This is a genomic window from Pseudomonas kitaguniensis, from assembly GCF_049199985.1.
Taxonomy (GTDB): domain Bacteria; phylum Pseudomonadota; class Gammaproteobacteria; order Pseudomonadales; family Pseudomonadaceae; genus Aquipseudomonas; species Aquipseudomonas kitaguniensis.
Genome location: NZ_JBLZPT010000026.1, coordinates 1 through 24,189 on the forward strand (window position 1 = coordinate 1; position 24,189 = coordinate 24,189).

Consider the following 24,189-nt stretch of genomic DNA (forward strand, 5'->3'; position numbering starts at 1 on the left):
CAGGCCCTGGTCATCATCGCCCGCAAGCTGGCTCGCATCGCGTTTTCTCTCATGAAAAACCTGAGCGAATACCAGTCGAAAGCGGTTTTGGAGGCTTCCCCAAAACCATAGAATCTCCCACAGGTGACTGCATGCTGCTTGAGGGAGTGGGGCGCTTAAAACACCGCCTTGGCCTGCAAGCCCAGCACCAGCGCGTTGTCGATATTCATGCCTGAAAATGCCCCCGGCTCGATGATGTATTGCACATCCGGGCGCAAGGTCAGCCACGGCGTCGCCTTATAGCCATAACTGAGTTCGACCAATTGCTCGGCATTGTTCAGGTTTGGGTAGTCAGCCCCGGCGTTGAACGCCGCCAATTCTTGCACCTCACGACTGCGCGGGTTCGGCACCGCACGGCCATAACCGAGGGCGACGGTGTCGCGCGGGCGACCTTCGAACGGCGCGTACAGCACCACGCCCGCGCCATACCATTTGCTGAAGGGCGAGGCGGCAAGGCTTGCGCCCGAGTATTGGCCGAACGCGTGCAGCACCCGGCCAGCGGTGGTGCTGGAAGCCCACACGGCTTGGTCAATCAGCAGGTAATGACCGCTGCGCCCGCTGACGTCCTGGTGGCTGCCGATGCGCTTTACATCGGAGCTGTCGTAGTAATAACCCAGCTTGTATTCACCCGGCAGCGTGCCCGCGTGTTTGTAGACCAGCTCGATGGGCACCACCGTGCCGGTGGTGTGTTTGGGCGTCAGGTGCCAGGCACGGCTGGCGTTGCCGTTGCTCGACGGGTCGACATTAAATGCGGCCACGCGCAGTTGCCACTGCGGCGAAAGGTCGTATTTCAGCCGTGCACCCAAACGCGCATTCGGGTAGTTGGTCCAGCCGCTGCCACCGGACATATTCAGCGGGTGCCCACAGAAACCGGCGTTCATGAAGTTGCACAGGATGCCGCTGTCGAGGCCGCCGAGGTCATTGCCCATCGCCATGTAGCCGAGTTTGAGGTTCAGCGCGTCGGTGAACAGCGTGCGCTCGTAACTCAGCTCGGTGAGGCGCGTGTAGAGGCCGCCGTAGTTTTCCTGAATCGGCAGGCGGTTGCCCACCAGGTCTTCGGAGGCGCTGTTGCCGCGCCGGTCGTTAATCGTCAGTTGGACGCGGTCGCCATGGTTAAACCCGTAGAGCTTGCCGAGGTCCAACTGCACCCCGAGCTTGAGGTTTTGCGAATAGCGCGCCGCGCGGTGCTGGCCGCCGTCGGCGTTGTAGGCGGTCTCGCCGCTGTAGTCACCGGTAAAGCGGATGCCTTGCTCGTCGAGTTCGCGGCGCAGGCCACCCCAGTCGCCGCTCAGGCGGGTGTCGTCGGCGTGTACGGGCAGGGCGGCGCCCAAGGCCAGGCCCAGCAACAGGCGCCCAATAGAGGTGTGAGAAGTGGGGTGCATGCGGGGTTTTCCAAACGCATTGGTAGCAAACGCAAAGCGCGGTGCCGGGCGGCACCGCGCGAGCAGGGGTTAGGGCAGGGCGTAGGCGATCACGTAATCACCGCGGTCGGTGGATTGGCGCGCGCCGCCGGCGGTGATGACGATGTACTGCTTGCCGGTTTTCGGCGACACATACGTCATCGGGCCACCTTGGCTGCCCACCGGCAGGCGGGCTTTCCAGACTTCATCACCGTTGCCGCTGTTGAAAGCGCGCAGGTAGAAGTCTTGGGTGCCGGCGATGAAGATCAGGCCGCCTTGGGTCGACAAGGTGCCGCCGAGGGTTGGCAGGCCGATCTTGATCGGCAAGTGCATGCGAATCCCCAGTGGGCCGGTGTCTTCCACCGTGCCGACCGGCACTTGCCAGGCGATTTTCTGGGTCTTCATGTCGATGGCGGTGAGGGTGCCGAACGGCGGCGCCTGGCACGGAATGCCGGCCACCGAGAGGAAGCGGTTTTTGTTCACCGCATACGGCGTGCCCTTGAGCGGTACGGCGCCCATGCCGGTGTTCAGCGCTTCACCACCGGACGCGGCGAGGGCCTTGTTCTGCGACGGCACCATCTGAATCCACAGGCCCAGGCGCATGTCGTTGACGAAGATAAAACCATGCACCGGGTCGGTGGAAATACTGCCCCAGTTCATGCCGCCCAACGAGCCCGGGAAGCTCAGCGATTTATCGGTGCCAGGCGCCGTGTACAGGCCTTCGTAGCGCATGCCCTTGAAGTCGATGCGGCACAGCAACTGGTCGTACGGCGTGGCGCCCCACATGTCTGATTCAGTCAGGGTTTGCGCGCCGATCTGCGGCATGCCTACCGATTTGGGCTGCGTCAGCGAGTAGGGTTCGTTGGGGATGTTCGCGGCCTTGACCGGTACGTCCTTTACCTCGGTCAACGGCTTGCCGGTGGCACGGTCGAGCACGTAAATCTGCCCGGCTTTGGTGCCGATCACCAACGCAGGTACAGGCTTGTCGGCGCCCGGCGGGGTGAAATCGATCAGGCTCGGCTGCATCGGCAGGTCGAAGTCCCACAGGTCATTGTGGACGGTCTGGTATACCCACTTTTCAGCGCCGGTGGAGGCGTCCAGCGCCAGCACGGAGGCGCCGTATTTATGATTGAGCTGGGTGCGTTCCACGCCGTAGATGTCGGTGGACGAGCTGCCCATCGGCAGGAAGACGGTGTTCATCAGCGGGTCATACGACATCGGCGCCCAGCTGTTTGGAGTGCTGCGCACGTAGGTCTTGTCGCCGCTCGGGGCTTTTTTGTCTTCAGGGTTGCCCGGGTCGAATGCCCAACGCATCTGCCCGCTGATGACGTCGAAACCACGAATCACGCCGCCCGGCATATCGGTTTGCACGTTGTCGGCCACGCGGCCGCCAACCACCACGGTAGTGCCGGCGATCAGCGGCGCCGAGGACAGTTGGTAGTAGCTGTCCGGGACGTTACCCAAACCGGCTTTCAAATCCACTTGGCCGTGGGTGCCGAAGTCTTCACAGAATTTGCCGGTGTCGGCATCCACTGCGATCAGGCGCGCGTCAATCGTGTTGGTCAGCAAGCGGCGCTGGCATTGCGCACCGGCGGCCACACTGGCGGCAATGATCGGCGAGCTGTTCGGTTGGCTCGGTTGGGCGAGCGGCGCGGTGGCGTCAAAATACGCCATGCCCCGGCAGCGTTGCCATACCGCCGACTTGGCGTTGACCTCGTTCTTCCACAGCTCTTTGCCGGTGTCGGCGTCCAGCGCGATCAGGTTGTTATGCGGCGTGCAGATGAACACCTTGTTGCCGATTTGCAGCGGCGTCAGTTGGTCTTCGGCGCCGTTGCCGTCGCTGATAGCCACGTCGCCGGTGTGATAGGTCCACGCCACTTTGAGTTTATCAACGGTGTCACGATTGATCTGGTCGAGTGCGGCGAAACGGCTGCCACCTTCGGTGTTGCCGTAGTGCGCCCAATCTTTTTGTGCAGCGGCCGGGGCCACCGGCGTTACGCCAGGGCCAGCGCCGGTCGGTGCCACACTTGGGTGCGCGACGAACATGTTGCCGGCTGCCACCACCACGCCCACCGCCAATACGGCGGCAACGCCATAGGCACTGCGCGCAGGTTTGCCGGCGAGCAGTGGATACACCAGCGCCACCACCACGCCGATGGCCGCGAACATGAACAGCCGCGAGAACAACGGCCAGAACACCAGGCCCACGTCCGCCACCGCCCAAATCGCCGTACCGACCAGGAACGCCGCGAACAGCCACGCACCCGCCGGGTTGCGCCGGGCAATCAACAGGCCGGAGACGGCCATCGCCGCACCGCCGATCAGGAAGTACCACGAGCCTCCCAGGCTGACCAGTTTACCGCCGCCAATGGCCAGCGCGAGGCCGAGCAGGGCGATGATGACGCCCAGCCCCAGCAGCAGATATTTTGAGGCGCCAGCGGCGCGCGATGCTCTTTTCATGTCGACAGGACTCGAAGGTGAGAGGGCAAAGACGCGATTTTAGCAATATAAGTAACCAGTTAGTACATTCCGTCCTGCAATAGTCTTTTACGCTTGCGGTGATGATGCACTGTGTTCGACGTGCTCGCGATCAGCGTCTTCAAGCCCAGTGAGGCGGTGATTACTCACCGCCTCACCGACGCGTCAGTACTTGAAGCGGCCCACCAAGCCGTTGAGTTGGCCGGAAATATCCGTCAAGCGGCCAGACCCGGTCTGTGCCGAGTGCGCAAAGCCTTCAATCAACTGCGCGTCGGCATGAATCTGCGCGATGTGCCGGTTGATCTCTTCAGCCACCTGGTGTTGCTCCTCGGCGGCTGTCGCGATCTGCGTGTTCTGGTCACGAATCGAATCCACCGAGCCGCGAATCTTGTCGAAACTGTCGCGGGCCTGCTGGATACGTTCCACGCTGGTGTGCGACACCGTCAGGCTGGCCTGCATCTGTTGGGTGACGTCTTGCGTGCGGCGGGCGAGGTTACCGAGCAGGCTGTCGATCTCTCCGGTGGAGTCGGCGGTGCGCCGGGCCAGGGCGCGGACTTCGTCGGCAACTACGGCAAAACCACGCCCCTGGTCACCCGCACGGGCGGCCTCGATAGCGGCGTTAAGGGCCAGCAGGTTGGTCTGCTCGGCGATCGAGCGGATGGTGTCGAGGATGGTGTTGATGTTCTTGCTGTCCTGCTCAAGCAACTGCATGGTCTGGGTCGACTTTTGCAGGTCTTCGCTGAGTTTGAGCACGCTGCCGGTGGCTTCGCCGATGTGCACTTGGCCGTCGTGCACATCGCGATAGCCTGCGTCGGCACTCGACGCGGCGGCGCTGCACGAGCGGGCCACTTCGTTGGCGGTGGCGAGCATTTCGTTGAAGGCGGTGCTCACCAGTTCCACTGCTTCACGCTGGCGCCCGGCGGCCTGGTTCATGTTGTGCGCGACGTCGTGCGTATCGGCGGCGGCCGCTTGCAGGTCGGTAGAGGCGTTGCCGATGCGCTGCACCAACTGCGCGATCATGCTCAGGAACTGGTTGAACCAGCCGGCCAGGCTGGCGGTTTCGTCCTTGCCCTCGACCTTGAGCTGGCGGGTCAAGTCGCCTTCGCCTTCGGCAATCTCTTGCAAACCCTCAGCGACCCCGCGAATCGGACGCACGATGACGCGGGCGAAGCTTGCGCCGACGAGTGCAAAGATCACCGCCAGAACCGCCGCGATGGCAGCAATCAGCCAAGTGAGGCTTGAGGCTTGCGCCATCACTTCATCGCGCTTGATCAAACCGATAAAGCGCCAGCCCAAGCCCTTGGAACTGACCACGTTGGCCATGTAGGTCACGCCATTGATGTCGACCTGGGTGACGCCGTCGCCACGCTTGGCCAGCTCGGCGTAATGGGCGCCCAAGTCGGCCAGCGGCTTGAAGTTGTGCTTGGCATCGCTGGGGTCCACCAGCACGTTGCCGTTGGCTTCTACCAGCATCAGGTAGCCGCTCTCGCCGAGCTTGATATTGCGCACCAATTCGGTGAGTTGTTTAAGCGATACGTCCAGGCCAACCACGCCCAGTACGTTACCGGTGGCGTCGGCGACGGTGTGCACGGTGCCGATCAGTGACACATCGTCCGGTGCCCAATAGTAGGCGCCGGTGCGCACAGTGGTGCCGGGCGCGGCCAAAGCGGCCTGGTACCAGGGGCGTACGCGCGGGTCGTAGTTGTTGAGTTTGGTGTCGTCGGGCCAACTGGCGTAGCCGCCGTCTTTCAACCCCAAAGACAGGTAAGCGGTGCTGGGGTGGGTCTTGGCAAACTGGTCGAACATCTCCAGCAGCTCTTTATTGGTCGGCGTGAGCGCAATTTGCGCGGCGTCGGCACCGGCGTAACTCTTCAGGTCTTTGGCCGCGATAATGCGCGGGTCTTTGGCCACGTAGTCGACGTTCTGGCTGATGCCGTCGAAAAACTGCTGCATGCCATTGTCGATCTGGCGGATCTCGCGGCCACTGCTGTCGAGGAAGTTGGCCATGGCCCCCGCACGCAGGTTCAACACAACCAGCACGGCCACCAGAATAACCGGCAGGCACGCGACAGCCGCAAACGCCCACGTCAGCTTTTGCTTGATATTCATTACTTCTCCCGCAGGTATTTATAGTTATGGCAAGGGGAAACGGTAGGAGGGAGCAGCGCATGTGTTTTTTGGGTGAAGCGGTCCATGCTTACCCCGGTATATCGACCGGGGCAGCAGGCACTTGAGGCGGGAGAATGCAGTAAGGCGGGTGGTTAGCCGATGCGGTCACTGCCCAGCGCATCGCGCTGCATCGACTGCAGGTTTTTCTCGATGGTTTCGCAGATGCTTTCCATCTGGATCTGGTGTTCGCTGGAGTGAAACGGGCTTTGCAGGTCGGTGCCGATGCGTTCAATTGCCAGCAGCATAAAGCCCACCACCGTCGACGCCAGCGGCGTAAACCAACCCAGCGATTCCACCAGGCCGACCGGTACGATCAGGCAGAACAGCGAAATAAACAGCCGCGGAAAATACACGTAAGGGTAGGGCAGCGGCGTGTTGGCGATGCGTTCCATGCCGCCCTGCGAGTTGGACAAGTCCACCAGAGTGGATTCGATCCGCGCCAGGCGAATGCTGTCCAAATGCCCGGCCTTGTATTCCTTGGCCAGCAGGGCGGCGGAGCCGGTGAGAATGTCGTTGGCGAAGTTATTGGTGGTGCCGTTGCGGGCGAACTCTTCAGCCGGGATAAACGCGCGCACCTCGTCCGGGCACGGCTTGCGTCGTAGTTGCGCGGCCAGGCAATTTACGTAGGCCACATGGCGGCGCAGCAGGGTGGCTTTGATCGGGTGCGCCTCGCCGTCCGGGTCATCCAGCAGCGTCAGCACCTGACGCGCAAAACTGCGCGAGTTATTCACCATCGCGCCCCACAGGGTACGGGCTTCCCACCAACGGTTATACGCGCTGCTGTTACGAAAACTGATCAGCACCACCAGCGCCGAACCCAGCAGCGTCAGGGGCATCAGCGGTAAATTGATCTTGGTGGTCAGGAACAGCATGAAGTCCACCGTGACGGCGACATCCCACAACAATAGCCAGAACAGCGCCCAACCCACATAACCCATGGTCTTGATGATCAGGCGATACTTTTTGATGATGGCGGCTTTCAAACGAGGACCTCGCGGGGAGCGGTAAGCAAGAATACCTACACTCGGACGCTGATGTGCGGGTAAAGGTTCGCCATGCGACTGAATCGATTAAGTCGCGTGCCGTTGCTGAATGCTTTGAGGCGGGTTGATAGGCAGGATCAGCGCCATGCTATGCTCAATGTGCTAATCGAGGGATTGCAGATGACTAAAACAGCCGATGTCAGTGTTGCCAACCAAGTACGCCGAATGGCCAAAGCTCACCATGTCACCGCCGAACGTGATGGCATCAGCCGAATGGCTGTGGCAATCAGCGGCTTGGCTGGCGACGTTGTCGAGTTGGACGGTGTCGAGCAATTGTTGGTCAACCTTAAGCGCAAGGGCGTTCTGAGCAAATCGGAAACCCTGGCACTACAAGGCAGTTATCTTCAGGAAAAGCGGCGCGCCAAGAAGCAAATCAGCGCATGAGTTTTGATCCCTTCGGCGACTTTGAAACCGCAGGGTACCTGCAAAATACGTTACAACTCAAAGACCCTGTCGATGTAAAAGAGTCCGAGCATCTTTCTTTTGAACTGAGCCTGGAAGATGCGCTCGCGTACCTGGCAACAAAAAAGCCCATTGATTACCGCTGCGTACTCAAGGTGCATGAAGTCTTGTTCGCCGATTTCTATCACTGGGCGGGGAAGGACCGAAAAGCGCTCGTCCCCCATCTTGCAGTCTTCAAAGGCACGCAGGCTAACCCCCGTCATACGGCTTTCGAACATCCGGATTCGATCAAGCGCTCTGTTGAATATGCGCTTGAACTGGCTTCAAACACGCAACGTTTTAGAAACTACCCCGGCGATGTGATGGGCCAACTGGCGTTTGCGCATCCTTTTCTTGATGGTAATGGTCGTACGATTCTGCTTGTATTCATGGAGCTATGTTACCGCGCCAAGTTTGCCATTGAGTGGTCAAGAACGAATAAGGATGAGTATCTTATGGCACTTAGTGAGGAGATTCGGGAGCCATTCAAAGGGCACTTGAACAGCTACTTGAAACCCTTCGTGGTCGATATTAACCATCGTGATGAATGGCCAGGAATGATTGGCGGTATCAAAGGGCTGGACGGGCTGGATAAGGAAGGTATCACTTACGAAAATCTGGATAACCCAGAGGTTCAACAGATTTACAAAACCTACAGGGCGCAGTTGCTTGATCAGCCGCCTTGTGCAAAACAGGACACCTGATGTACACAGTTGGCGTAATTTCCGATACCCACGGCCTGCTGCGCCCCGAAGCCGTGGCGGCGCTGCAAGGGTGTGAACAGATCATTCATGCGGGTGACATCGGCAGCGCGGAGATTCTTCAGCAATTGGCGTGCATCGCGCCGCTGCACGTGGTGCGCGGCAACAATGACCAGGGCGCGGTGTGGGCGCAGCAGGTGCCCGACCATCTGAACCTGGATGTTCATGGCTGGAATACGCTGGTGGTGCATGACATTGCCGACGTGCCTGCGTTACTTGGCCCGCAGACGCGGCTGGTGATCACCGGTCACTCGCATAAACCTTTGATTGAGTGGCGCGGTGCAGTCTTGTATGTGAACCCCGGCAGCGCGGGGCGGCGGCGCTTCACATTGCCGGTGACGCTGGCGGTGCTTGAGGTGCTGGGCAGCTCAATCGAGCCGCGGCTTGTTTCGCTGCTGGGCTGATGCAAATTTTAGCGCTGGCTGAGAATACTCTGCAGCAGCCCGGGGAACCGGCTCTCAAGCAACTCGCCACGCAATGAATTCAGATGAGTGGTGCCCGCACTGCGGGTGTGCACCAGGCCTGCATCGCGCAGCACGCGAAAGTGGTGGGACATGCTCGACTTAGGCCGCCCGCCGTCCAACTCGCCACACGTGGCCTCGGGCACACCGGCCAAACAGCGCACGATTTCCAGGCGCACAGAGTCGCTCAGCGCGTAGAGCACGCGTTCGAGAGTCAGGTCTTCAATGGCCGGGTGTTTGAAAGCTCGCATGAAATGAATCATAACAGGGGGCTATCGTTGAATACTATAGTTCGATTACCATCGAACTATCGAATCACTCACTCGCTCCTGGAGTCCACGATGTCAGCATTGTTCGAACCGTTCAAACTCAAAGACGTTACCCTGCGCAACCGCATCGCAATACCGCCGATGTGCCAATACCGAGCCGACGATGGCATCGTCAACGACTGGCACCACGTTCACTTGGCGAGCATGGCCCGTGGCGGCGCCGGTTTGCTGGTGGTTGAAGCCACTGCCGTGGCCCCCGAAGGCCGCATCACCCCAGGCTGCGCCGGCATCTGGAGCGACGCACACGCCGAAGCCTTCGTGCCGATGGTCAAGGCCATCAAGGCTGCAGGCTCAGTGCCGGGCATCCAGATTGCCCACGCCGGCCGCAAAGCCAGCGCCAACCGCCCATGGGAAGGCGATGACCACATGCCGGCGTCCGACGCGCGAAGCTGGGAAACCATCGCGCCGTCGGCGATTGCGTTTGGTGCGAACCTGCCTAACGTGCCGCGCGCCATGACCCTGGAAGACATCGCCCGTGTGCGCCAGGACTTCGTCGATGCCGCCCGCCGGGCGCGTGACGCCGGTTTTGAATGGATCGAACTGCACTTCGCCCACGGCTACCTGGGGCAGAGCTTTTTCTCCGAGCATTCCAACCAGCGTACCGATGCCTACGGTGGCAGCTTCGATAACCGCTGCCGTTTCCTTCTGGAAACCCTGGCCGCCGTGCGTGAAGTATGGCCAGAGAACCTGCCACTGACCGCACGTTTCGGTGTGATCGAATACGACGGCCGTGACGAACAAACACTGACTGAATCCATCGAACTGGCCCGCCGTTTCAAGGCTGGTGGCCTGGACTTGCTGAGCGTCAGCGTCGGTTTCACCATTCCTGACACCAACATTCCGTGGGGCCCGGCCTTCATGGGCCCGATCGCCGAGCGCGTACGTCGCGAAGCGGGCATCCCGGTCACCTCGGCGTGGGGTTTTGGTACGCCGCAACTGGCCGAAAGCGCCCTGCAAGCCGGGCACCTTGACCTGGTTTCGGTGGGCCGCGCCCACTTGGCCGACCCGCATTGGGCGTATTTTGCAGCCAAAGAGCTGGGCGTCGACAATGCGTCCTGGACCTTGCCGGCACCCTACGCGCATTGGTTGGAACGCTATCGCTGAGGCGAGGCAACAACGCTCAACGCCCTTCGGCAACGCGACGCGGTATGGATCGGTTACGACCCCAGCCGCACCCGTGCTGCAGAGGGGCTTGCAGATTTTGAAAAGACACACAGGGTGTATACGAATAACCAGATATGGCCGATCAGGCAGTTGTTTTTGAAGGTGAATCAGCAACTGCGGCGTGATCGGCGTATGGGTTGGAACGAGTTCTCACTCGGTCCTTCCTGATAAGAGACCTCAAGTGACACTCGCCCGAATTACCTGAGTTTTATCCGCGCGAATACAACAGCTAGCCAAACTCAAGTCCCTATCATCATCGCAAAGTCGAGTTTCAGCAGGTGTTTAAGGTAAGGAGGAAAGTTTTCAAGATCGACAGGGTTTAGGTCGCCAAGACGGATGTGTATCCTTGGCATCATTAGCATTCCTGTGATTTTGGCTATCTCCAAGAGAGACCAAATCAAACCCCGTTTCCCTGGGCAAGCTCCCCAAATATAAATATAACGGCTGTTCTTCAAGGCCTCTTTCATAGCGTCCAAGTGACGGTGGGTAAGTTGCGGGCTGTAAGCAAGATTCATAAATGCAAGCAGACCCCAGCCACTAGTAAGAATGATCGCAGTCCAGGGTGGCCAGGCGAACTCCCATGCGCCGTCCTGCACTTGGCAACTAGTGCTGCGCTTTGAGCCTTGGGATAGTCGACCATCGCGCTACTTAAGTTTCAGCACGACGGCCACAACTACCATCCAAATTACAGGCGTGAAGATCATCGCCGTCACGATTACAAGAAGACGTTTCAGATACGGTGGGAAGTTTTCTAAATCTACCGGGTCCAAGTCGCCTAGGCGGATGTACGCTTTTGGCATCGTAATCATTCCGGCAATTTTTGACATTTCCAATAGGGACCAAATTACACCGCGCTTACCCAAGCTATCTCCCCATATATAAATGTAGAGGCTGTTCTTCAAAGCCTCCTTCATCGCGTCCAAGTGACGGCGGGTAAGGTACAGACTGAATGATAGTCCGACTAATGCAAGCAGGCCTGGGCCGCCTGCAACAATCCAGAAAGCCAGCCAGGATTTCCAAAATTCGTCTGAGGTCATTGTAAAGTTTTCTCGTACAAAATTTCGCCGCCTAATTCGCCGCCCATACCACCGACTGTCGTCCCCACCCATGCGCCTGCCCCCACTATGGCTGCAACACATACGACACCACCGATTCCTGTCGAGATGCCAAGCGCCACACAAATCGAACCACCGGCTAGGCCACTTGCCCATCCACTTGCCTTCATATACTCGGCTGCGCGACTGGTCGCCTCAACGTGATTGGCGTAACAGCGCAACATGGTTAAAGCCTTCACCCGCAGCAGTCACGATTTGCGCCGTTGTGCCGTCGGGATATACAGCGTAATCACCCTTCTGCGCTGCACGTACTTGCTCACCATTGGGCAGCTTGAATTCCATCGTCGATACCGTTTGTTGAATAACTCCACCGTTGCGGGTTTGGCTGCCTTGCGCTGCGATGCGGTAGATGGCGATAGGAGGGTGAGTTTTTATGTGTTTCTGCTGCTGTTTAACTATTCTCGACACTCCTTCGTTGCAGGTGCCTGGTTTTCTCTTCGTTAGCCTCAAGTTTTCTGGGGCGCGGAGAAAGCCTGAAGAGACTTCATTGGTGTATAAACAGGACGATGCTGCACTCACTTTTATTATCCTGATCCAGGGTTATAAGTGTGCTGCCTTCCTTATTGTCACTTTGACTGGACGATAGGGCGGGGACCTATCAGGCGGTAACAGGGAGCAGCACGTATTTATTACGCCGCTACACTGATAATATAAAAGCTGGAAGTAAAGTCGGACGTTTCCGAAAATGGGACTGTAAATGTCTGACAGAGTGGCGGCATTTGCTAAAGGGGAGAGCGTAATGTCGCATATGGACGACAATTACGCAGTTGCGGCTGTGATAGTGGTTAGGCGCCCGATGCATTGCACCGGGCGCGAACTACTTACTGCGGTTCGGGACTACTCGGCTCCATCGCCAAAAGTAAATCATCAATGATGGCCTTGCCCATTTCGCCCAAGTAGTGCGAGGCGAACGCGAATTTCTCCGCCTTTGGGTCCATTGCGGCCTCAAGCGAGAGCATCTTTGCGTAGTAGAGCACGTGCGATGCATGTTCAAGCGCTTCACGAAGAGGAACCCCGGCGTTGACGCGGAACAGCTTCAAATGGCCTTTTTCTTCGCCGCAATCTGCGAAGGTCTGAGCGCCAATGGTTTCTGCTGAGGATGGGTTGATCATTGCTGGCCTCCCAAGTGACTGGAGGCAATGTTGGTGCGAACTGCACTGTGGTATTCGAACACGTTATGAAACCTCTGTGATGACCAACTTTGGCGGCCACTCATCATTTCCAGGTGATGGGTGGCAGCCGTGCGCAGGCTGGAAACCGAGACAGAGACAACTCGGCAGACACGAATGTCTCCCGCACACGGCCGCCAAAAAGCACAAACCGCAGACACAAAAAAAGCGTCTGATGAGTGTTTGACGACGCTACGTGCGTCTCGGTGACGGGTTTCCAGGCCCGATCGCTGATGAGCAGCGACGGCGAGAGGTTAACGCCACGGTCTCTAGGCTGCAACTCATTGTGTATTTGAGATGTTTCCGAATGAGGCTACGAAGTTTCATCGTAGGCCTTCCAGGTTTCTCGGTAAAAGGGCGTATCGAATGGCATGCACCTGTCGAACGCGAAAAACTCAGCCGACTGGCCCTGCTTTACAGCGGGGTCAGCACATTCATCACGGTATCCAGCGCCACCCGCGTGTCATCCAGTTGCACCAGCGAGGCGTGCCGTGCGCCGAGGGCGTCACGGTTGCGAATGGCCGTGAGGATCGCCTTGTGGCGGGGCAGGCTGAGGCCCTGAATATCCGGGCGGCGGTTGGTGATGTTGATCGACTCGCGCAGCGGCAACGACAGCATGTTGCACATGTAGGCGAGCAAGTCGTTGCGCGTGGCGTCGGCAATCGCGCGGTGGAAGTCCAGGTCGGCCTGTAACAGCGCATCGTGGGTCTTCGCGGTTTCCATGCCGAGGTAAGCAGCCTCGATGATGGCGATGTCTTCGTCGGTGGCGGTGGTCGCTGCCATGGCGGCGATTTCCGGTTCGAGGATGCGCCGCACGCCGGCCAGCGTGTTGAAAAATTCACTGTGCGGCGTGGACTGCATCAACCAGGACAACACGTCCGGGTCGAGCAAATGCCACTTCAAGCGCGGCCGCACCACTGCGCCCACGCGGGGTTTGGAATACACCAGGCCCTTGGCGCTGAGCACCCGCGTTGCCTCGCGCAGCACCGAGCGGCTGACCTTGTACTCCTCGCAAAGCGTGGCCTCCATGGGCAGCCGTTCTTCGGGTTTGAAGCGGCCGGAAACGATGTGCATGCCCAAGTCCTGAACGATCTGGGCATGCATGCTCTTGCGCGGCTTGGGCGGCTGGTGATCCATAACGAAAGGCAGGCTCTGGCTAAATAGGCGGCATCATAGCATCCCAATTAGTGGGAATGACGCGGGACTTCCGCCCCACGGCAACCCACCAGAAAGTCAAAGTCGCAGCCTTGGTCCGCCTGCAGCACATGCTCGATGTACAGCTGGCGGTAGCCGCCGACGATCAAGTTCTGCGGCGGTTTAAGGTCAGCCATGCGCGCCGCCAGCTCTGCGTCGGAAATGTCCAGGTGCAAGCGGCCATTGGCGCAGTCAAGTTCGATCCAGTCACCTTCCTGCACCGTGGCCAACGGCCCGCCGGCAGCGGCTTCGGGTGCCACGTGCAAGACCACGGTGCCGTAGGCGGTGCCGCTCATGCGTGCGTCGGAAATACGCACCATATCCGTCACGCCCTGCGCCAGCAGCTTGGCCGGCAGGCCCATGTTGCCGACTTCGGCCATGCCTGGGTAACCCTTGGGGCCGCAGTTTTTCATGACCAGGATCGAGTTGGCATCCACGTCCAGTTCCGGGTCATTGATGCGCGCCTTGTACATGTCGAAATTCTCGAACACCACCGCGCGGCCACGGTGTTGCATCAGTTCGGCACTCGCGGCCGAGGGTTTGAGTACTGCGCCCAGCGGCGCAAGGTTGCCGCGCAGCACGCAAATACCGCCGTCGGCGCGGATCGGGTTGTCGAGCGTGCGGATCACTTCGTCCTGGCCATAAATCGGCGAGTCCTTGGTGTTCTCGCCCAGGCTCTTGCCGTTCACGGTGAGTGCGTTGGGGTGCGGGATCAGGTTGGCTTCGCCCAAGCGGCGCAACACGGCGGGCAGGCCACCGGCGTAGTAGAACTCTTCCATCAGGAAACGCCCCGACGGTTGCAAGTCGACAATCGTCGGTATGCCCCGGCCCATGCGGGTCCAGTCATCCAGGTCGAGTTCGACGCCGATGCGCCCGGCAATTGCCTTTAGGTGAATCACTGCGTTGGTCGAGCCGCCAATGGCCGCATTCACGCGAATCGCGTTTTCAAACGCCTCTTTGGTCAGAATCTTCGACAGCTTCAGATCTTCGCGCACCATCTCTACCGCGCGCATGCCGCTCATGTGGGCCAGCACGTAACGGCGCGCATCCACCGCCGGAATCGCCGCATTGTGCGGCAGCGATGTACCGAGTGCCTCGGCCATGCAGGCCATGGTCGACGCGGTGCCCATGGTGTTGCAGGTGCCCGCCGAACGCGACATGCCACCTTCGGCCGCGAGAAAATCATCCAGGGTAATCGTGCCTGCCTTGACCTGTTCGCTGAGCTGCCACACCACCGTGCCCGACCCGATGTCCTGGCCCTTGTGCTTGCCGTTGAGCATCGGCCCGCCGGTGACCACGATCGCCGGCACGTCGCAACTGGCTGCGCCCATCAACAGCGCCGGGGTGGTTTTGTCGCAGCCGGTCAGCAACACCACGCCATCGATAGGGTTGCCGCGAATCGCTTCCTCTACGTCCATGCTCGCGAGGTTGCGGGTGAGCATGGCGGTAGGGCGCAAGTTCGATTCGCCGTTGGAGAACACCGGGAATTCCACCGGGAAGCCACCCGCCTCGATCACGCCACGTTTTACATGCTCGGCGATCTGGCGGAAGTGCGCGTTACACGGGGTCAGCTCTGACCAGGTGTTGCAGATACCGATGATCGGTTTGCCATGGAACTGATGGTCGGCGATGCCCTGGTTCTTCATCCAGCTGCGGTACATGAAGCCGTTCTTGTCGGCGGTACCAAACCACTGTGCGGAGCGTAGGCCGGGCTTTTTGTCAGGCATGATGGTCTCTCTTATTGTATGACTATATGATCTCTATTCCGCTAAACATAAGCGCAAAATCTTCTGTTTGGAAGTGTTGTTTGCTAAATAGTACTACTATATATTCAATCTCATCTTCGGCTTGACCCTGGCGTATTTTCGCGAGAGGCATCCCCCGAGCGTCTATAAAAACAACAATCGGAGATCGACTCCATGAGCCAGGAACTGCGGCTTATACGGCGCATTACGCTGAAACTGATTCCCTTCCTGATCTTGCTCTACCTGATCGCGTACGTGGATCGCTCGGCGGTGGGCTTTGCCAAGCTGCACATGGGCGCCGACGTTGGCATCGGTGACGCGGCGTATGGCCTGGGAGCAGGGCTGTTTTTTATTGGCTACTTTCTGTTTGAAATTCCCAGCAACCTGATGCTCGACCGCTTCGGTGCGCGGCGCTGGTTTGCGCGCATCATGCTGACGTGGGGCGCCATCACCATCGGCATGGCCTTTGTGCAGGGGCCGCACAGCTTCTACGTGATGCGTTTTCTGCTTGGCGCGGCGGAGGCCGGGTTCTTTCCGGGCGTGCTCTACTACATCACCCAATGGTTTCCGATACGCCATCGCGGCAAAATTCTCGGGCTGTTCATCCTCTCGCAACCCATCGCAATGATGATCACCGGCCCGGTGTCCGGCGGCCTGCTGGGTATGGACGGCATGCTTGGCCTGCACGGCTGGCAGTGGCTGTTTATTGTGATCGGCACTCCGGCATTGTTGTTGACGTGGCCGGTGCTGCGCTACCTGCCGGACGGCCCCAAGCAGGTCAAATGGATGAGCGAGGACGAGAAAACCTGGCTCACCGGTGAGCTGGCGAAGGACCTGCAAGCCTATGGCCAAACCCGCCACGGCAACCCGCTGCACGCGCTGAAAGAAACGCGTGTGTTGCTGCTGGCGTTGTTCTACCTGCCAGTCACCTTGAGTATCTATGGGCTTGGCCTGTGGCTGCCAACCCTGATCAAGCAGTTCGGCGGCAGTGACCTGACCACCGGGTTCGTGTCCGCCGTGCCGTATATCTTCGGCATCATCGGGCTGCTGATCATCCCGCGCAGCTCCGACCGTTTGAATGACCGTTATGGCCACCTCGCGGTGCTCTATGTGCTCGGCGCCATCGGCCTGTTCTTCAGTGCCTGGCTGAGTGTGCCGGTGCTGCAAATGGCCGCGCTGTGCCTGGCAGCGTTTGCACTGTTTTCCTGCACCGCGGTGTTCTGGACCTTGCCGGGGCGGTTTTTTGCCGGCGCGAGTGCGGCGGCGGGTATTGCGCTGATCAACTCGGTCGGCAACCTCGGCGGCTACATCGGCCCGTTCGTGATCGGTGCGCTCAAGGAATACACCGGCAACCTGGCGTCGGGTTTGTACTTTTTGTCCGGCGTGATGGTGTTCGGGTTGCTGCTGACCGGTGTGGTCTATCGTGTGTTGGAACGCAAGCACGTACTGCCCGCCGACCAGTTTGCCGCCAGCGCGCGTGGCGCCACACGTACTTAATCGAGGAGAAGTTTCATGCGTTTAGTTCAGTTCGAATTGGCTAACGGTGAGCGTCGGGTTGGCGTCGTCGAAGGCACGCAACTGCGCGAAGTTCAGAGCGTGCACACGGTGCGCGAGCTGGCGCTGGCCGCCATCGAGGCCGGCGTCAAGTTGCAGCAACAGGTTGAAAGCGTCGGCTTGGGCGATAGCCATGACTACGCTGCATTGTTGACCGAGCTGAAAATTTTGCCGCCACTCGACCACCCGGACCCGGCGCACATGCTGATCAGCGGCACCGGCCTGACCCACTTGGGCAGCGCTTCGGCGCGCGACAAAATGCACCAGGCCGGCGACGACAGCGCGTTGACCGACACCATGCGCATTTTCAAATGGGGCGTGGAGGGCGGTAAACCTGCCAGCGGCCAAGCGGGCGTGCAACCGGAATGGTTTTACAAGGGCGACGGCAGCACCGTGGTACGCCCAGGCCAGGCATTCCCGGTGCCGCCGTTCGCCGACGACGCCGGTGAAGAACCGGAAATCGGCGGCCTGTACGTGATCGGCCACGATCGCAAACCCTATCGCGTGGGTTATGCGGTCGGCAACGAATTCTCCGACCACGTCATGGAACGCAAAAACTACCTGTACCTGGCCCACTCTAAACTGCGCAGTTGCAGCTACGGCCCGGAGCTGCGCGTGGGTGAGTTGCCCGAGCACCTGGCGGGCACCAGCCGCATCCTGCGTGACGGCAAGGTCATTTGGGAAAACCAGTTCCTCAGTGGCGAGGCGAATATGTGCCACAGCCTGGAAAACCTCGAATACCATCATTTCAAGTACAGTCAGTTCCTCACGCCGGGCGATGTGCACATTCATTTCTTCGGCACCGCTACGCTGTCATTCGCCGACGGTATACGTACCCAACCGGGCGATGTGTTCGAGATCAGCCAAGCCGAGTTCGGCGCGCCGCTGATCAACACGGTCGGCAGCGCTGACGCGGTGTTCGAACCCGGCACTGTCATCACCCTTTAAGGAGAGCCACATGACCCAGTTACTCGGCCACAACTACATCGGCGGCCAGCGCAGCGCCAACGGCAGCGTCACCCTGCAAAGCGTAGACGCCACCACCGGCGAAGCCTTGCCGCAGCATTTCTACCAGGCCACCCCCGAAGAAGTTGACGCTGCCGCTACAGCCGCCGCAGCGGCTTACCCTGCGTACCGCGCCTTGAGTGCCTCGCGCCGCGCGCAGTTCCTGGACGCGGTGGCCGACGAGCTGGACGCGCTGGGCGACGATTTTGTGGAGTTGGTGTGCCGCGAAACCGCGTTGCCCGCCGCACGTATCAAGGGCGAGCGCGGGCGTACCAGCGGCCAGATGCGCCTGTTCGCAACGGTGTTGCGCCGCGGTGATTTCTACGGCGCACGTATCGACAAAGCGCTACCTGATCGCCAGCCTCTGCCGCGCCCGGACCTGCGCCAATACCGCATCGGCCTCGGCCCGGTCGCCGTGTTTGGCGCGAGCAACTTTCCCCTGGCGTTCTCCACAGCGGGCGGCGACACCGCTGCGGCGCTGGCGGCGGGTTGCCCGGTGGTGTTCAAGGCCCACAGCGGGCATATGGCGACGGCAGAGCATGTGGCTGATGCGATTATTCGCGCGGCCGAGGCCACCGAGATGCCGGCGGGTGTGTTCAATATGATCTTCGGCGGTGGCGTCGGTGAGGCGCTGGTCAAGCACCCGGCGATCCAGGCGGTCGGCTTTACCGGCTCGCTCAAGGGCGGCCGCGCGTTGTGCGACATGGCGGCGGCACGTGCGCAGCCGATCCCGGTATTTGCTGAAATGTCGAGCATCAACCCGGTGATCGTGTTGCCCCACGCCTTGCAGGCGCGCGCGCAAAACGTCGCCCGCGACTTGACTGCTTCGGTGGTGCAAGGCTGTGGCCAGTTCTGCACCAACCCAGGCTTGGTGATCGGTATCGCATCGCCTGAATTCAGCGCATTCACCCAACAGGTCGCCCAGTTGATCGGCGAGCAACCGGCGCAAACCATGCTCAACGCCGGCACCTTGAGCAGCTACGGCAAGGGTTTGCAAAAGCTCCTGGCGCACCCTGGCATTGAGCATTTGGCCGGTAGCACCCAAGCCGGCAACCAGGCGCAGCCGCAGTTGTTCAAGGCCGGTGCGCGCTTGCTGATCGAGGGCGATGAAGTGCTGCAAGAAGAAGTGTTCGGCCCCACCACGGTGTTTGTCGAAGTCGCCGATCAGGCGCAACTCAGCGCCGCGTTGCACGGCCTGCACGGCCAACTCACGGCGACGATTATTGGCGAGCCAGCAGACTTTGAGCAGTTCGTCGAATTGACCCCGCTGCTGGAACAAAAGGTCGGCCGCATCCTGCTTAACGGTTACCCGACCGGCGTTGAGGTCTGCGATTCGATGGTGCACGGCGGGCCATACCCGGCGACGTCCGATGCGCGTGGCACGTCGGTCGGCACCTTGGCCATCGACCGCTTCCTGCGGCCTGTGTGCTTCCAGAACTACCCTGACAGCTTGCTGCCGGACGCGTTGAAAAATGCCAACCCGTTGCGTATCCAGCGGCTGGTGGATGGCACGCCGTCGCGCGATTCGCTGTAACGCGCAGCTGAAAACACTTACCTGACAAGAAGAATAATCCAGGAGGCCATATGCCGTGTAACGCCGTTACCCCGCACCGCGCACACTTGGGCGAAGGTCCGTTCTGGGACGCGCCCACTCAGGCGCTGTATTGGGTAAATATTATCGGTAAACAGGCGCTGCGCTGGATGGGCGGGCAGCTGCAAATCTGGCAGTTGCCCGAGCACGTCTCGGCGTTTATTCCGTGTGCCAGCGGTGACGCGCTGGTGACCTTGTGCAGCGGCGTTTACCGGCTGAACCTTGCCACCGAAGCCTTGACCTTGCTCTGCGTGGCCGACCCGCAAACGGGCAATCGTGGCAATGAAGCACGCTGCGATGCCCAAGGTCGCCTGTGGCTGGGCACCATGCAAAACAATATCGGTGAGCAGGGTCAAGACCTGCCCGTTACGCGGCGTTCCGGCGGCCTGTTTCGCATCGATGCCTATGCGCAGGTCACGCCGTTGCTGCACGGCCTGGGCATTCCCAACACCTTGTTGTGGAGCGAAGACGGCGGCCACGTGCATTTTGGCGACAGCCTGGACGGCACGCTGTATCGGCATGCGATCCAGGCCGACGGCCAACTCGGCCCGGCGCAGGTGTGGTTCGGCGCGCACGCGCGCGGCGGGCCGGACGGCTCGGCGCTGGACAGCCAAGGCTATATCTGGAACGCGCGGTGGGACGGCAGTTGCCTGCTGCGGCTGACGCCTTCGGGTGAAGTCGACCGTATTATCGAACTGCCGGTCAGCCGCCCCACCAGTTGCGTGTTCGGCGGCCCCAACCTCAGCACCTTGTACATCACCAGCGCCGTTAGCCCACTCGATCACCCCCTGGATGGCGCGCTGTTGGCCATCGAGGTTGACGTGCCAGGCACCGCCTGTCACCGCTTTGCAGGTTAACCCCCAAGACTTGAACAACAACAACAAGGAGTCACCCGTATGAATCGTCGTCGTGGTATCCGTTCCCTGTGCTGCGCCGCTGTGGCGGTATCGGCCTTAAGCTTGAGCGGCCTGTTGCTGGCCGCAGAAGAAGTGAAGATCGGTTTTCTGGTCAAGCAGGCTGAAGAGCCGTGGTTCCAGACCGAATGGGCCTTTGCCGAAAAAGCCGGCAAGGAACATGGCTTTACCGTGATCAAGATCGCCGTGCCCGATGGCGAAAAAACCCTCTCGGCCATCGACAGCCTTGCGGCCAATGGCGCCAAGGGTTTTGTCATCTGCCCACCGGACGTGTCGCTCGGCCCGGCCATCGTCGCCAAAGCCAAGGCCAACGGCCTGAAAGTGATTGCGGTGGATGACCGTTTTGTCGATGCCAAAGGCAACTTCATGGAGGACGTGCCGTACCTGGGCATGGCCGCCTTCGAAGTGGGCCAGAAGCAGGGCGCCGCGATGGCGGCTGAAGCGAAAAAACGCGGCTGGGACTGGAAAGACACCTACGCCGTGATCAACACCTTCAACGAACTCGACACCGGCAAGAAACGCACCGACGGTTCGGTTAAATCGCTGGAAGACGCCGGTATTCCCAAGGACCACATCCTCTTTACCGCCGCTAAAACCCTCGACGTACCCGGCAGCATGGACGCAACTAACTCGGCACTGGTCAAACTGCCCAGCGGCGCAAAAAACCTGATCATCGGCGGCATGAATGACAACACCGTGCTGGGCGGCGTACGCGCCACCGAAAGCGCAGGCTTTGCCGCTGCCAACGTGATCGGTATCGGCATCAATGGCACCGACGCCATCGGTGAACTGAAAAAGCCCAACAGCGGCTTCTTCGGCTCAATGCTGCCTAGCCCGCACATCGAGGGCTACAACACCGCGAAGATGATGTTCGACTGGGTCACCACCGGCAAAGAGCCACCGAAGTACACCGCCATGGATGAAGTGACGCTGATTACCCGCGAGAACTTCAAGCAGGAACTGGAAAAAATCGGTTTGTGGAACTGATGGTTTTGCTTGGCGGCCCCGGCAACGGGGCCGCCTGATCGGTGTGACGAGGTGGTTATGCACGCGCAATTACAAACACATAATAATGCCGGTGCACATTTGAGTTTCAACGGCATCGGTAAAACCTTTCCCGGCGTGAAGGCGCTCGACGCCATCAGCTTCACCGCCCAGCCGGGGCAGGTGCACGCCTTGATGGGCGAGAACGGCGCAGGCAAATCGACGCTGTTGAAAATTCTCGGCGGCGCCTACATCCCCAGCAGCGGCACGTTGCAGATCGGCGAGCACAGCATGGCTTTCAAATGCGCTGCCGACAGCATTGCCAGCGGCGTCGCGGTGATTCACCAGGAGCTGCACCTGGTGCCGGAAATGAGCGTGGCCGAAAACCTGTTTCTCGGGCATTTGCCGTCGCGCTTCGGCGTGGTCAATCGGAGCGTGCTGCGCAAGCAGGCGCTGGCCTGCCTCAAAGGCCTGGCGGATGAAATCGACCCCGAGGAAAAGCTTGGCCGGCTGTCACTCGGCCAGCGCCAACTGGTGGAAATCGCAAAGGCGCTGTCGCGTGGCGCGCATGTGATCGCCTTCGATGAACCGACCAGCAGCTTGTCGGCGCGCGAAATCGACCGGCTGATGGCGATCATCACGCGCCTGCGTGATGAGGGCAAAGTGGTGCTCTATGTGTCCCATCGCATGGAAGAAGTATTCCGCATCTGCGACGCCGTCACCGTGTTCAAGGACGGGCGTTACGTGCGCACCTTTGACGACATGCACGCGCTGACCCACGACCAGTTGGTCACCTGCATGGTCGGCCGCGACATTCAGGATATTTACGATTATCGCCCACGCGACCACGGCGAGGTTGCGCTCAAGGTAGAGGGTTTACTCGGCCCTGGCTTGCGTGAGCCAGTGAGTTTTGAGGTGCACAAAGGCGAGATTCTCGGCCTGTTCGGTTTGGTCGGTGCGGGGCGTACCGAGCTGTTTCGTCTGCTCAGCGGGCTGGAGCGCGCGACTGCCGGCCAGTTGCACCTCTGTGGGCAACCGCTGCAACTGCGCTCGCCGCGTGATGCGATTGCAGCGGGCGTGCTGCTGTGCCCGGAAGACCGCAAAAAAGAGGGGATTATTCCGCTGGCAAGCGTTGCCGAAAACATCAACATCAGTGCGCGAGGCGCGCATGCAGCGTTTGGCTGGCTGCTGCGCGATGGCTGGGAAAAGGGCAATGCCGACCAGCAGATCAAAGCGATGAAAGTTAAAACGCCGAACGCAGAGCAGAAAATCATGTACCTGTCCGGTGGCAACCAACAGAAGGCCATTTTGGGCCGTTGGCTGTCGATGCCGATGAAGGTGCTGTTGCTCGATGAGCCGACTCGAGGCATCGATATCGGCGCCAAGGCCGAGATCTACCAGATCATCCATCACCTCGCGACACAGGGCATTGCGGTGATCGTGGTGTCCAGCGACCTGATGGAAGTGATGGGCATTTCCGACCGCATCCTGGTGCTGTGCGAAGGCGCCCTGCGCGGCGAAGAACGCCGCGAACACGCGACTGAATCCAACTTGCTGCAGCTGGCCTTGCCGCGCGGCCCGGCGAACTGAGAGACGACTATGACGACCCAACACAACGCGTTGCCGACGGCACGCAAACCCCTCGACCTGCGCGCGCTGCTCGACAACTGGGCGATGCTGATCGCCGCCGTGAGTATCTTTTTACTCTGCGCCTTGCTGATCGATAACTTCCTCTCGCCGCTGAACATGCGGGGGCTCGGCCTGGCGATTTCGACGGTGGGCATCGCCGCCTGCACCATGCTGTTTTGCCTGGCGTCGGGGCATTTCGACTTGTCCGTGGGCTCGGTGATTGCCTGCGCCGGCGTGGTGGCGGCGATTGTCATGCGCGATACCGACAGCGTGATGCTGGGCATCGGCGCGGCGTTACTGATGGGGCTGATCGTGGGGCTGATCAACGGCATCGTGATCGCCAAGTTGCGCGTCAACGCGTTGATTACCACGCTGGCGACCATGCAGATCGTGCGTGGCCTGGCGTATATCTTTGCCAATGGCAAAGCGGTTGGCGTGTCGCAGGATCAGTTCTTTATTTTCGGCAACGGCCAACTGTTCGGCGTGCCTGTACCGATCCTGATCACGATTCTGTGTTTCTTGTTTTTTGGCTGGCTGCTCAACTACACCACCTACGGGCGCAACACCATGGCCATTGGCGGCAACCCCGAAGCGGCGCTGCTGGCAGGGGTGAATGTTGATCGCACGAAGATCCTGATCTTCGCCATCCATGGCGTGATCGGCGCGTTGGCCGGGGTGATTCTGGCGTCGCGCATGACCTCTGGCCAGCCGATGATCGGCCAGGGTTTTGAGCTGACGGTGATTTCTGCCTGTGTGCTGGGCGGGGTGTCGTTGAGCGGCGGGGTGGGCATGATTCGTCACGTGATCGCCGGGGTGTTGATATTGGCGATCATTGAGAATGCGATGAACCTGAAGAACATCGATACCTTCTACCAATATGTGATTCGCGGTTCTATTTTGCTGTTGGCCGTGGTGATCGACCGCATGAAGCAGCGCGGATAGAGTGGTGTGGTAAGTGGGCCGTCTATAAAAAGTAGGCCCCTGTGGCGAGCGGGCTCGCCACA

General features: G+C 60.0%; 20 protein-coding genes and 2 pseudogenes. 11 read left to right on the top strand and 11 right to left on the bottom strand.

Features of this window, described 5'->3' with window-relative positions:
- Positions 1–155 precede the first annotated feature (155 nt).
- The 5 genes and pseudogenes from ACOZK9_RS23265 to ACOZK9_RS23285 form a co-directional block, all read right to left on the bottom strand.
- The gene (locus tag ACOZK9_RS23265; RefSeq protein WP_421556649.1) at positions 156–1,421 is read right to left on the bottom strand and encodes a carbohydrate porin; all 1,266 of its coding nucleotides are present in this window, start codon (positions 1,419–1,421) and stop codon (positions 156–158) included.
- A gap of 69 nt (positions 1,422–1,490) precedes the next feature.
- Positions 1,491–3,899: a glucose/quinate/shikimate family membrane-bound PQQ-dependent dehydrogenase gene (locus ACOZK9_RS23270; RefSeq protein WP_421556650.1), complete on the bottom strand. Its 2,409-nt coding sequence runs from the start codon at positions 3,897–3,899 to the stop codon at positions 1,491–1,493.
- 183 nt (positions 3,900–4,082) lie between these two features.
- A pseudogene (locus tag ACOZK9_RS23275) lies at positions 4,083–4,619 on the bottom strand (methyl-accepting chemotaxis protein); the annotation flags it as partial.
- Between the two features lie 327 nt (positions 4,620–4,946).
- Positions 4,947–6,026, bottom strand: a pseudogene (locus tag ACOZK9_RS23280) (HAMP domain-containing protein); the annotation flags it as partial.
- Positions 6,027–6,178: 152 nt separating this feature from the next.
- Positions 6,179–7,069, bottom strand: coding sequence for a bestrophin family protein (locus ACOZK9_RS23285; protein WP_058413247.1), 891 nt, complete (start codon positions 7,067–7,069; stop codon positions 6,179–6,181).
- Between the two features lie 180 nt (positions 7,070–7,249).
- Between ACOZK9_RS23285 and ACOZK9_RS23290 the strand changes: the two genes are divergently transcribed.
- The 3 genes from ACOZK9_RS23290 to ACOZK9_RS23300 are packed head-to-tail and all read left to right on the top strand — an operon-like array spanning position 7,250 to position 8,735.
- Positions 7,250–7,513, top strand: coding sequence for a hypothetical protein (locus ACOZK9_RS23290; protein ID WP_421556685.1), 264 nt, complete (start codon positions 7,250–7,252; stop codon positions 7,511–7,513).
- Positions 7,510–8,274 carry a Fic family protein gene (locus ACOZK9_RS23295; protein WP_421556651.1) on the top strand — a complete coding sequence of 255 codons (765 nt, stop codon included), beginning with the start codon at positions 7,510–7,512 and terminating at the stop codon, positions 8,272–8,274. The genes ACOZK9_RS23290 and ACOZK9_RS23295 overlap by 4 nt, the downstream gene beginning before the upstream one ends.
- Positions 8,274–8,735, top strand: a complete 462-nt coding sequence (locus tag ACOZK9_RS23300; protein WP_421556652.1) for a metallophosphoesterase family protein — start codon at positions 8,274–8,276, stop codon at positions 8,733–8,735. The genes ACOZK9_RS23295 and ACOZK9_RS23300 overlap by 1 nt, the downstream gene beginning before the upstream one ends.
- 8 nt (positions 8,736–8,743) lie before the next feature.
- Here ACOZK9_RS23300 and ACOZK9_RS23305 read toward each other — a convergent pair whose 3' ends face one another.
- Positions 8,744–9,055 carry an ArsR/SmtB family transcription factor gene (locus tag ACOZK9_RS23305; protein WP_058413245.1) on the bottom strand — a complete coding sequence of 104 codons (312 nt, stop codon included), beginning with the start codon at positions 9,053–9,055 and terminating at the stop codon, positions 8,744–8,746.
- 78 nt (positions 9,056–9,133) lie between these two features.
- On the opposite strand from ACOZK9_RS23305, the gene ACOZK9_RS23310 reads away from it, so the two are divergent.
- Entirely contained in the window at positions 9,134–10,225 is a 1,092-nt protein-coding gene (locus tag ACOZK9_RS23310) for an NADH:flavin oxidoreductase/NADH oxidase (protein ID WP_122250300.1), read from the top strand.
- A 704-nt stretch (positions 10,226–10,929) separates the two neighbouring features.
- On the opposite strand, the gene ACOZK9_RS23315 is transcribed toward ACOZK9_RS23310, so the two are convergent.
- The 5 genes from ACOZK9_RS23315 to ACOZK9_RS23335 all read right to left on the bottom strand — a co-directional run bounded on the left by ACOZK9_RS23315 (position 10,930) and on the right by ACOZK9_RS23335 (position 15,490).
- Entirely contained in the window at positions 10,930–11,322 is a 393-nt protein-coding gene (locus tag ACOZK9_RS23315; protein WP_421556653.1) for a hypothetical protein, read from the bottom strand.
- Between the two features lie 213 nt (positions 11,323–11,535).
- A complete protein-coding gene (locus tag ACOZK9_RS23320) occupies positions 11,536–11,919 on the bottom strand; it encodes a hypothetical protein (RefSeq protein ID WP_421556654.1) in 384 nt (127 codons plus the stop codon).
- 302 nt (positions 11,920–12,221) lie between these two features.
- Positions 12,222–12,512, bottom strand: coding sequence for a DUF3077 domain-containing protein (locus tag ACOZK9_RS23325; protein ID WP_122250302.1), 291 nt, complete (start codon positions 12,510–12,512; stop codon positions 12,222–12,224).
- 471 nt (positions 12,513–12,983) lie between these two features.
- Positions 12,984–13,706 (bottom strand): FadR/GntR family transcriptional regulator, encoded by a 723-nt coding sequence (locus ACOZK9_RS23330; protein WP_058413243.1) that lies wholly within the window; start codon positions 13,704–13,706, stop codon positions 12,984–12,986.
- Positions 13,707–13,753: 47 nt separating this feature from the next.
- On the bottom strand, positions 13,754–15,490 hold the full coding sequence (locus ACOZK9_RS23335; RefSeq protein WP_421556655.1) for an IlvD/Edd family dehydratase: 1,737 nt from the start codon (positions 15,488–15,490) through the stop codon (positions 13,754–13,756).
- Between the two features lie 192 nt (positions 15,491–15,682).
- Between ACOZK9_RS23335 and ACOZK9_RS23340 the strand changes: the two genes are divergently transcribed.
- From ACOZK9_RS23340 to araH, 7 genes are read left to right on the top strand one after another with little or no spacing between them, the layout of a single operon-like run.
- Positions 15,683–17,005 (top strand): MFS transporter, encoded by a 1,323-nt coding sequence (locus ACOZK9_RS23340; protein WP_421556656.1) that lies wholly within the window; start codon positions 15,683–15,685, stop codon positions 17,003–17,005.
- Between the two features lie 15 nt (positions 17,006–17,020).
- Positions 17,021–18,010, top strand: coding sequence for an AraD1 family protein (gene araD1 / locus ACOZK9_RS23345; protein ID WP_421556657.1), 990 nt, complete (start codon positions 17,021–17,023; stop codon positions 18,008–18,010).
- A gap of 10 nt (positions 18,011–18,020) precedes the next feature.
- Positions 18,021–19,601 (top strand): aldehyde dehydrogenase (NADP(+)), encoded by a 1,581-nt coding sequence (locus ACOZK9_RS23350; RefSeq protein WP_421556658.1) that lies wholly within the window; start codon positions 18,021–18,023, stop codon positions 19,599–19,601.
- Between the two features lie 50 nt (positions 19,602–19,651).
- The gene (locus ACOZK9_RS23355; protein WP_421556659.1) at positions 19,652–20,515 is read left to right on the top strand and encodes an SMP-30/gluconolactonase/LRE family protein; all 864 of its coding nucleotides are present in this window, start codon (positions 19,652–19,654) and stop codon (positions 20,513–20,515) included.
- A gap of 39 nt (positions 20,516–20,554) precedes the next feature.
- Positions 20,555–21,559 carry a substrate-binding domain-containing protein gene (locus ACOZK9_RS23360; RefSeq protein ID WP_053256670.1) on the top strand — a complete coding sequence of 335 codons (1,005 nt, stop codon included), beginning with the start codon at positions 20,555–20,557 and terminating at the stop codon, positions 21,557–21,559.
- 57 nt (positions 21,560–21,616) lie between these two features.
- Positions 21,617–23,146 (top strand): L-arabinose ABC transporter ATP-binding protein AraG, encoded by a 1,530-nt coding sequence (araG, locus tag ACOZK9_RS23365; protein WP_421556660.1) that lies wholly within the window; start codon positions 21,617–21,619, stop codon positions 23,144–23,146.
- Positions 23,147–23,155: 9 nt separating this feature from the next.
- Complete coding sequence (gene araH, locus ACOZK9_RS23370; protein ID WP_058413235.1) at positions 23,156–24,127, top strand: L-arabinose ABC transporter permease AraH; 972 nt, start codon at positions 23,156–23,158, stop codon at positions 24,125–24,127.
- Positions 24,128–24,189 lie beyond the last annotated feature (62 nt).

What these genes read in the sequence shown, in the direction of transcription:
- ACOZK9_RS23310 (WP_122250300.1), top strand. Translation starts at nt 9,134, where the DNA reads ATGTCAGCATTGTTCGAACCGTTCAAACTCAAAGACGTTACCCTGCGC.
- ACOZK9_RS23335 (WP_421556655.1), bottom strand. Translation starts at nt 15,490, where the DNA reads ATGCCTGACAAAAAGCCCGGCCTACGCTCCGCACAGTGGTTTGGTACC.
- araG (WP_421556660.1), top strand. Translation starts at nt 21,617, where the DNA reads ATGCACGCGCAATTACAAACACATAATAATGCCGGTGCACATTTGAGT.
- ACOZK9_RS23300 (WP_421556652.1), top strand. Translation starts at nt 8,274, where the DNA reads ATGTACACAGTTGGCGTAATTTCCGATACCCACGGCCTGCTGCGCCCC.
- ACOZK9_RS23360 (WP_053256670.1), top strand. Translation starts at nt 20,555, where the DNA reads ATGAATCGTCGTCGTGGTATCCGTTCCCTGTGCTGCGCCGCTGTGGCG.
- araD1 (WP_421556657.1), top strand. Translation starts at nt 17,021, where the DNA reads ATGCGTTTAGTTCAGTTCGAATTGGCTAACGGTGAGCGTCGGGTTGGC.
- ACOZK9_RS23270 (WP_421556650.1), bottom strand. Translation starts at nt 3,899, where the DNA reads ATGAAAAGAGCATCGCGCGCCGCTGGCGCCTCAAAATATCTGCTGCTG.
- ACOZK9_RS23350 (WP_421556658.1), top strand. Translation starts at nt 18,021, where the DNA reads ATGACCCAGTTACTCGGCCACAACTACATCGGCGGCCAGCGCAGCGCC.
- araH (WP_058413235.1), top strand. Translation starts at nt 23,156, where the DNA reads ATGACGACCCAACACAACGCGTTGCCGACGGCACGCAAACCCCTCGAC.
- ACOZK9_RS23290 (WP_421556685.1), top strand. Translation starts at nt 7,250, where the DNA reads ATGACTAAAACAGCCGATGTCAGTGTTGCCAACCAAGTACGCCGAATG.
- ACOZK9_RS23355 (WP_421556659.1), top strand. Translation starts at nt 19,652, where the DNA reads ATGCCGTGTAACGCCGTTACCCCGCACCGCGCACACTTGGGCGAAGGT.
- ACOZK9_RS23305 (WP_058413245.1), bottom strand. Translation starts at nt 9,055, where the DNA reads ATGATTCATTTCATGCGAGCTTTCAAACACCCGGCCATTGAAGACCTG.
- ACOZK9_RS23325 (WP_122250302.1), bottom strand. Translation starts at nt 12,512, where the DNA reads ATGATCAACCCATCCTCAGCAGAAACCATTGGCGCTCAGACCTTCGCA.
- ACOZK9_RS23340 (WP_421556656.1), top strand. Translation starts at nt 15,683, where the DNA reads ATGAGCCAGGAACTGCGGCTTATACGGCGCATTACGCTGAAACTGATT.
- ACOZK9_RS23265 (WP_421556649.1), bottom strand. Translation starts at nt 1,421, where the DNA reads ATGCACCCCACTTCTCACACCTCTATTGGGCGCCTGTTGCTGGGCCTG.
- ACOZK9_RS23315 (WP_421556653.1), bottom strand. Translation starts at nt 11,322, where the DNA reads ATGACCTCAGACGAATTTTGGAAATCCTGGCTGGCTTTCTGGATTGTT.
- ACOZK9_RS23295 (WP_421556651.1), top strand. Translation starts at nt 7,510, where the DNA reads ATGAGTTTTGATCCCTTCGGCGACTTTGAAACCGCAGGGTACCTGCAA.
- ACOZK9_RS23330 (WP_058413243.1), bottom strand. Translation starts at nt 13,706, where the DNA reads ATGGATCACCAGCCGCCCAAGCCGCGCAAGAGCATGCATGCCCAGATC.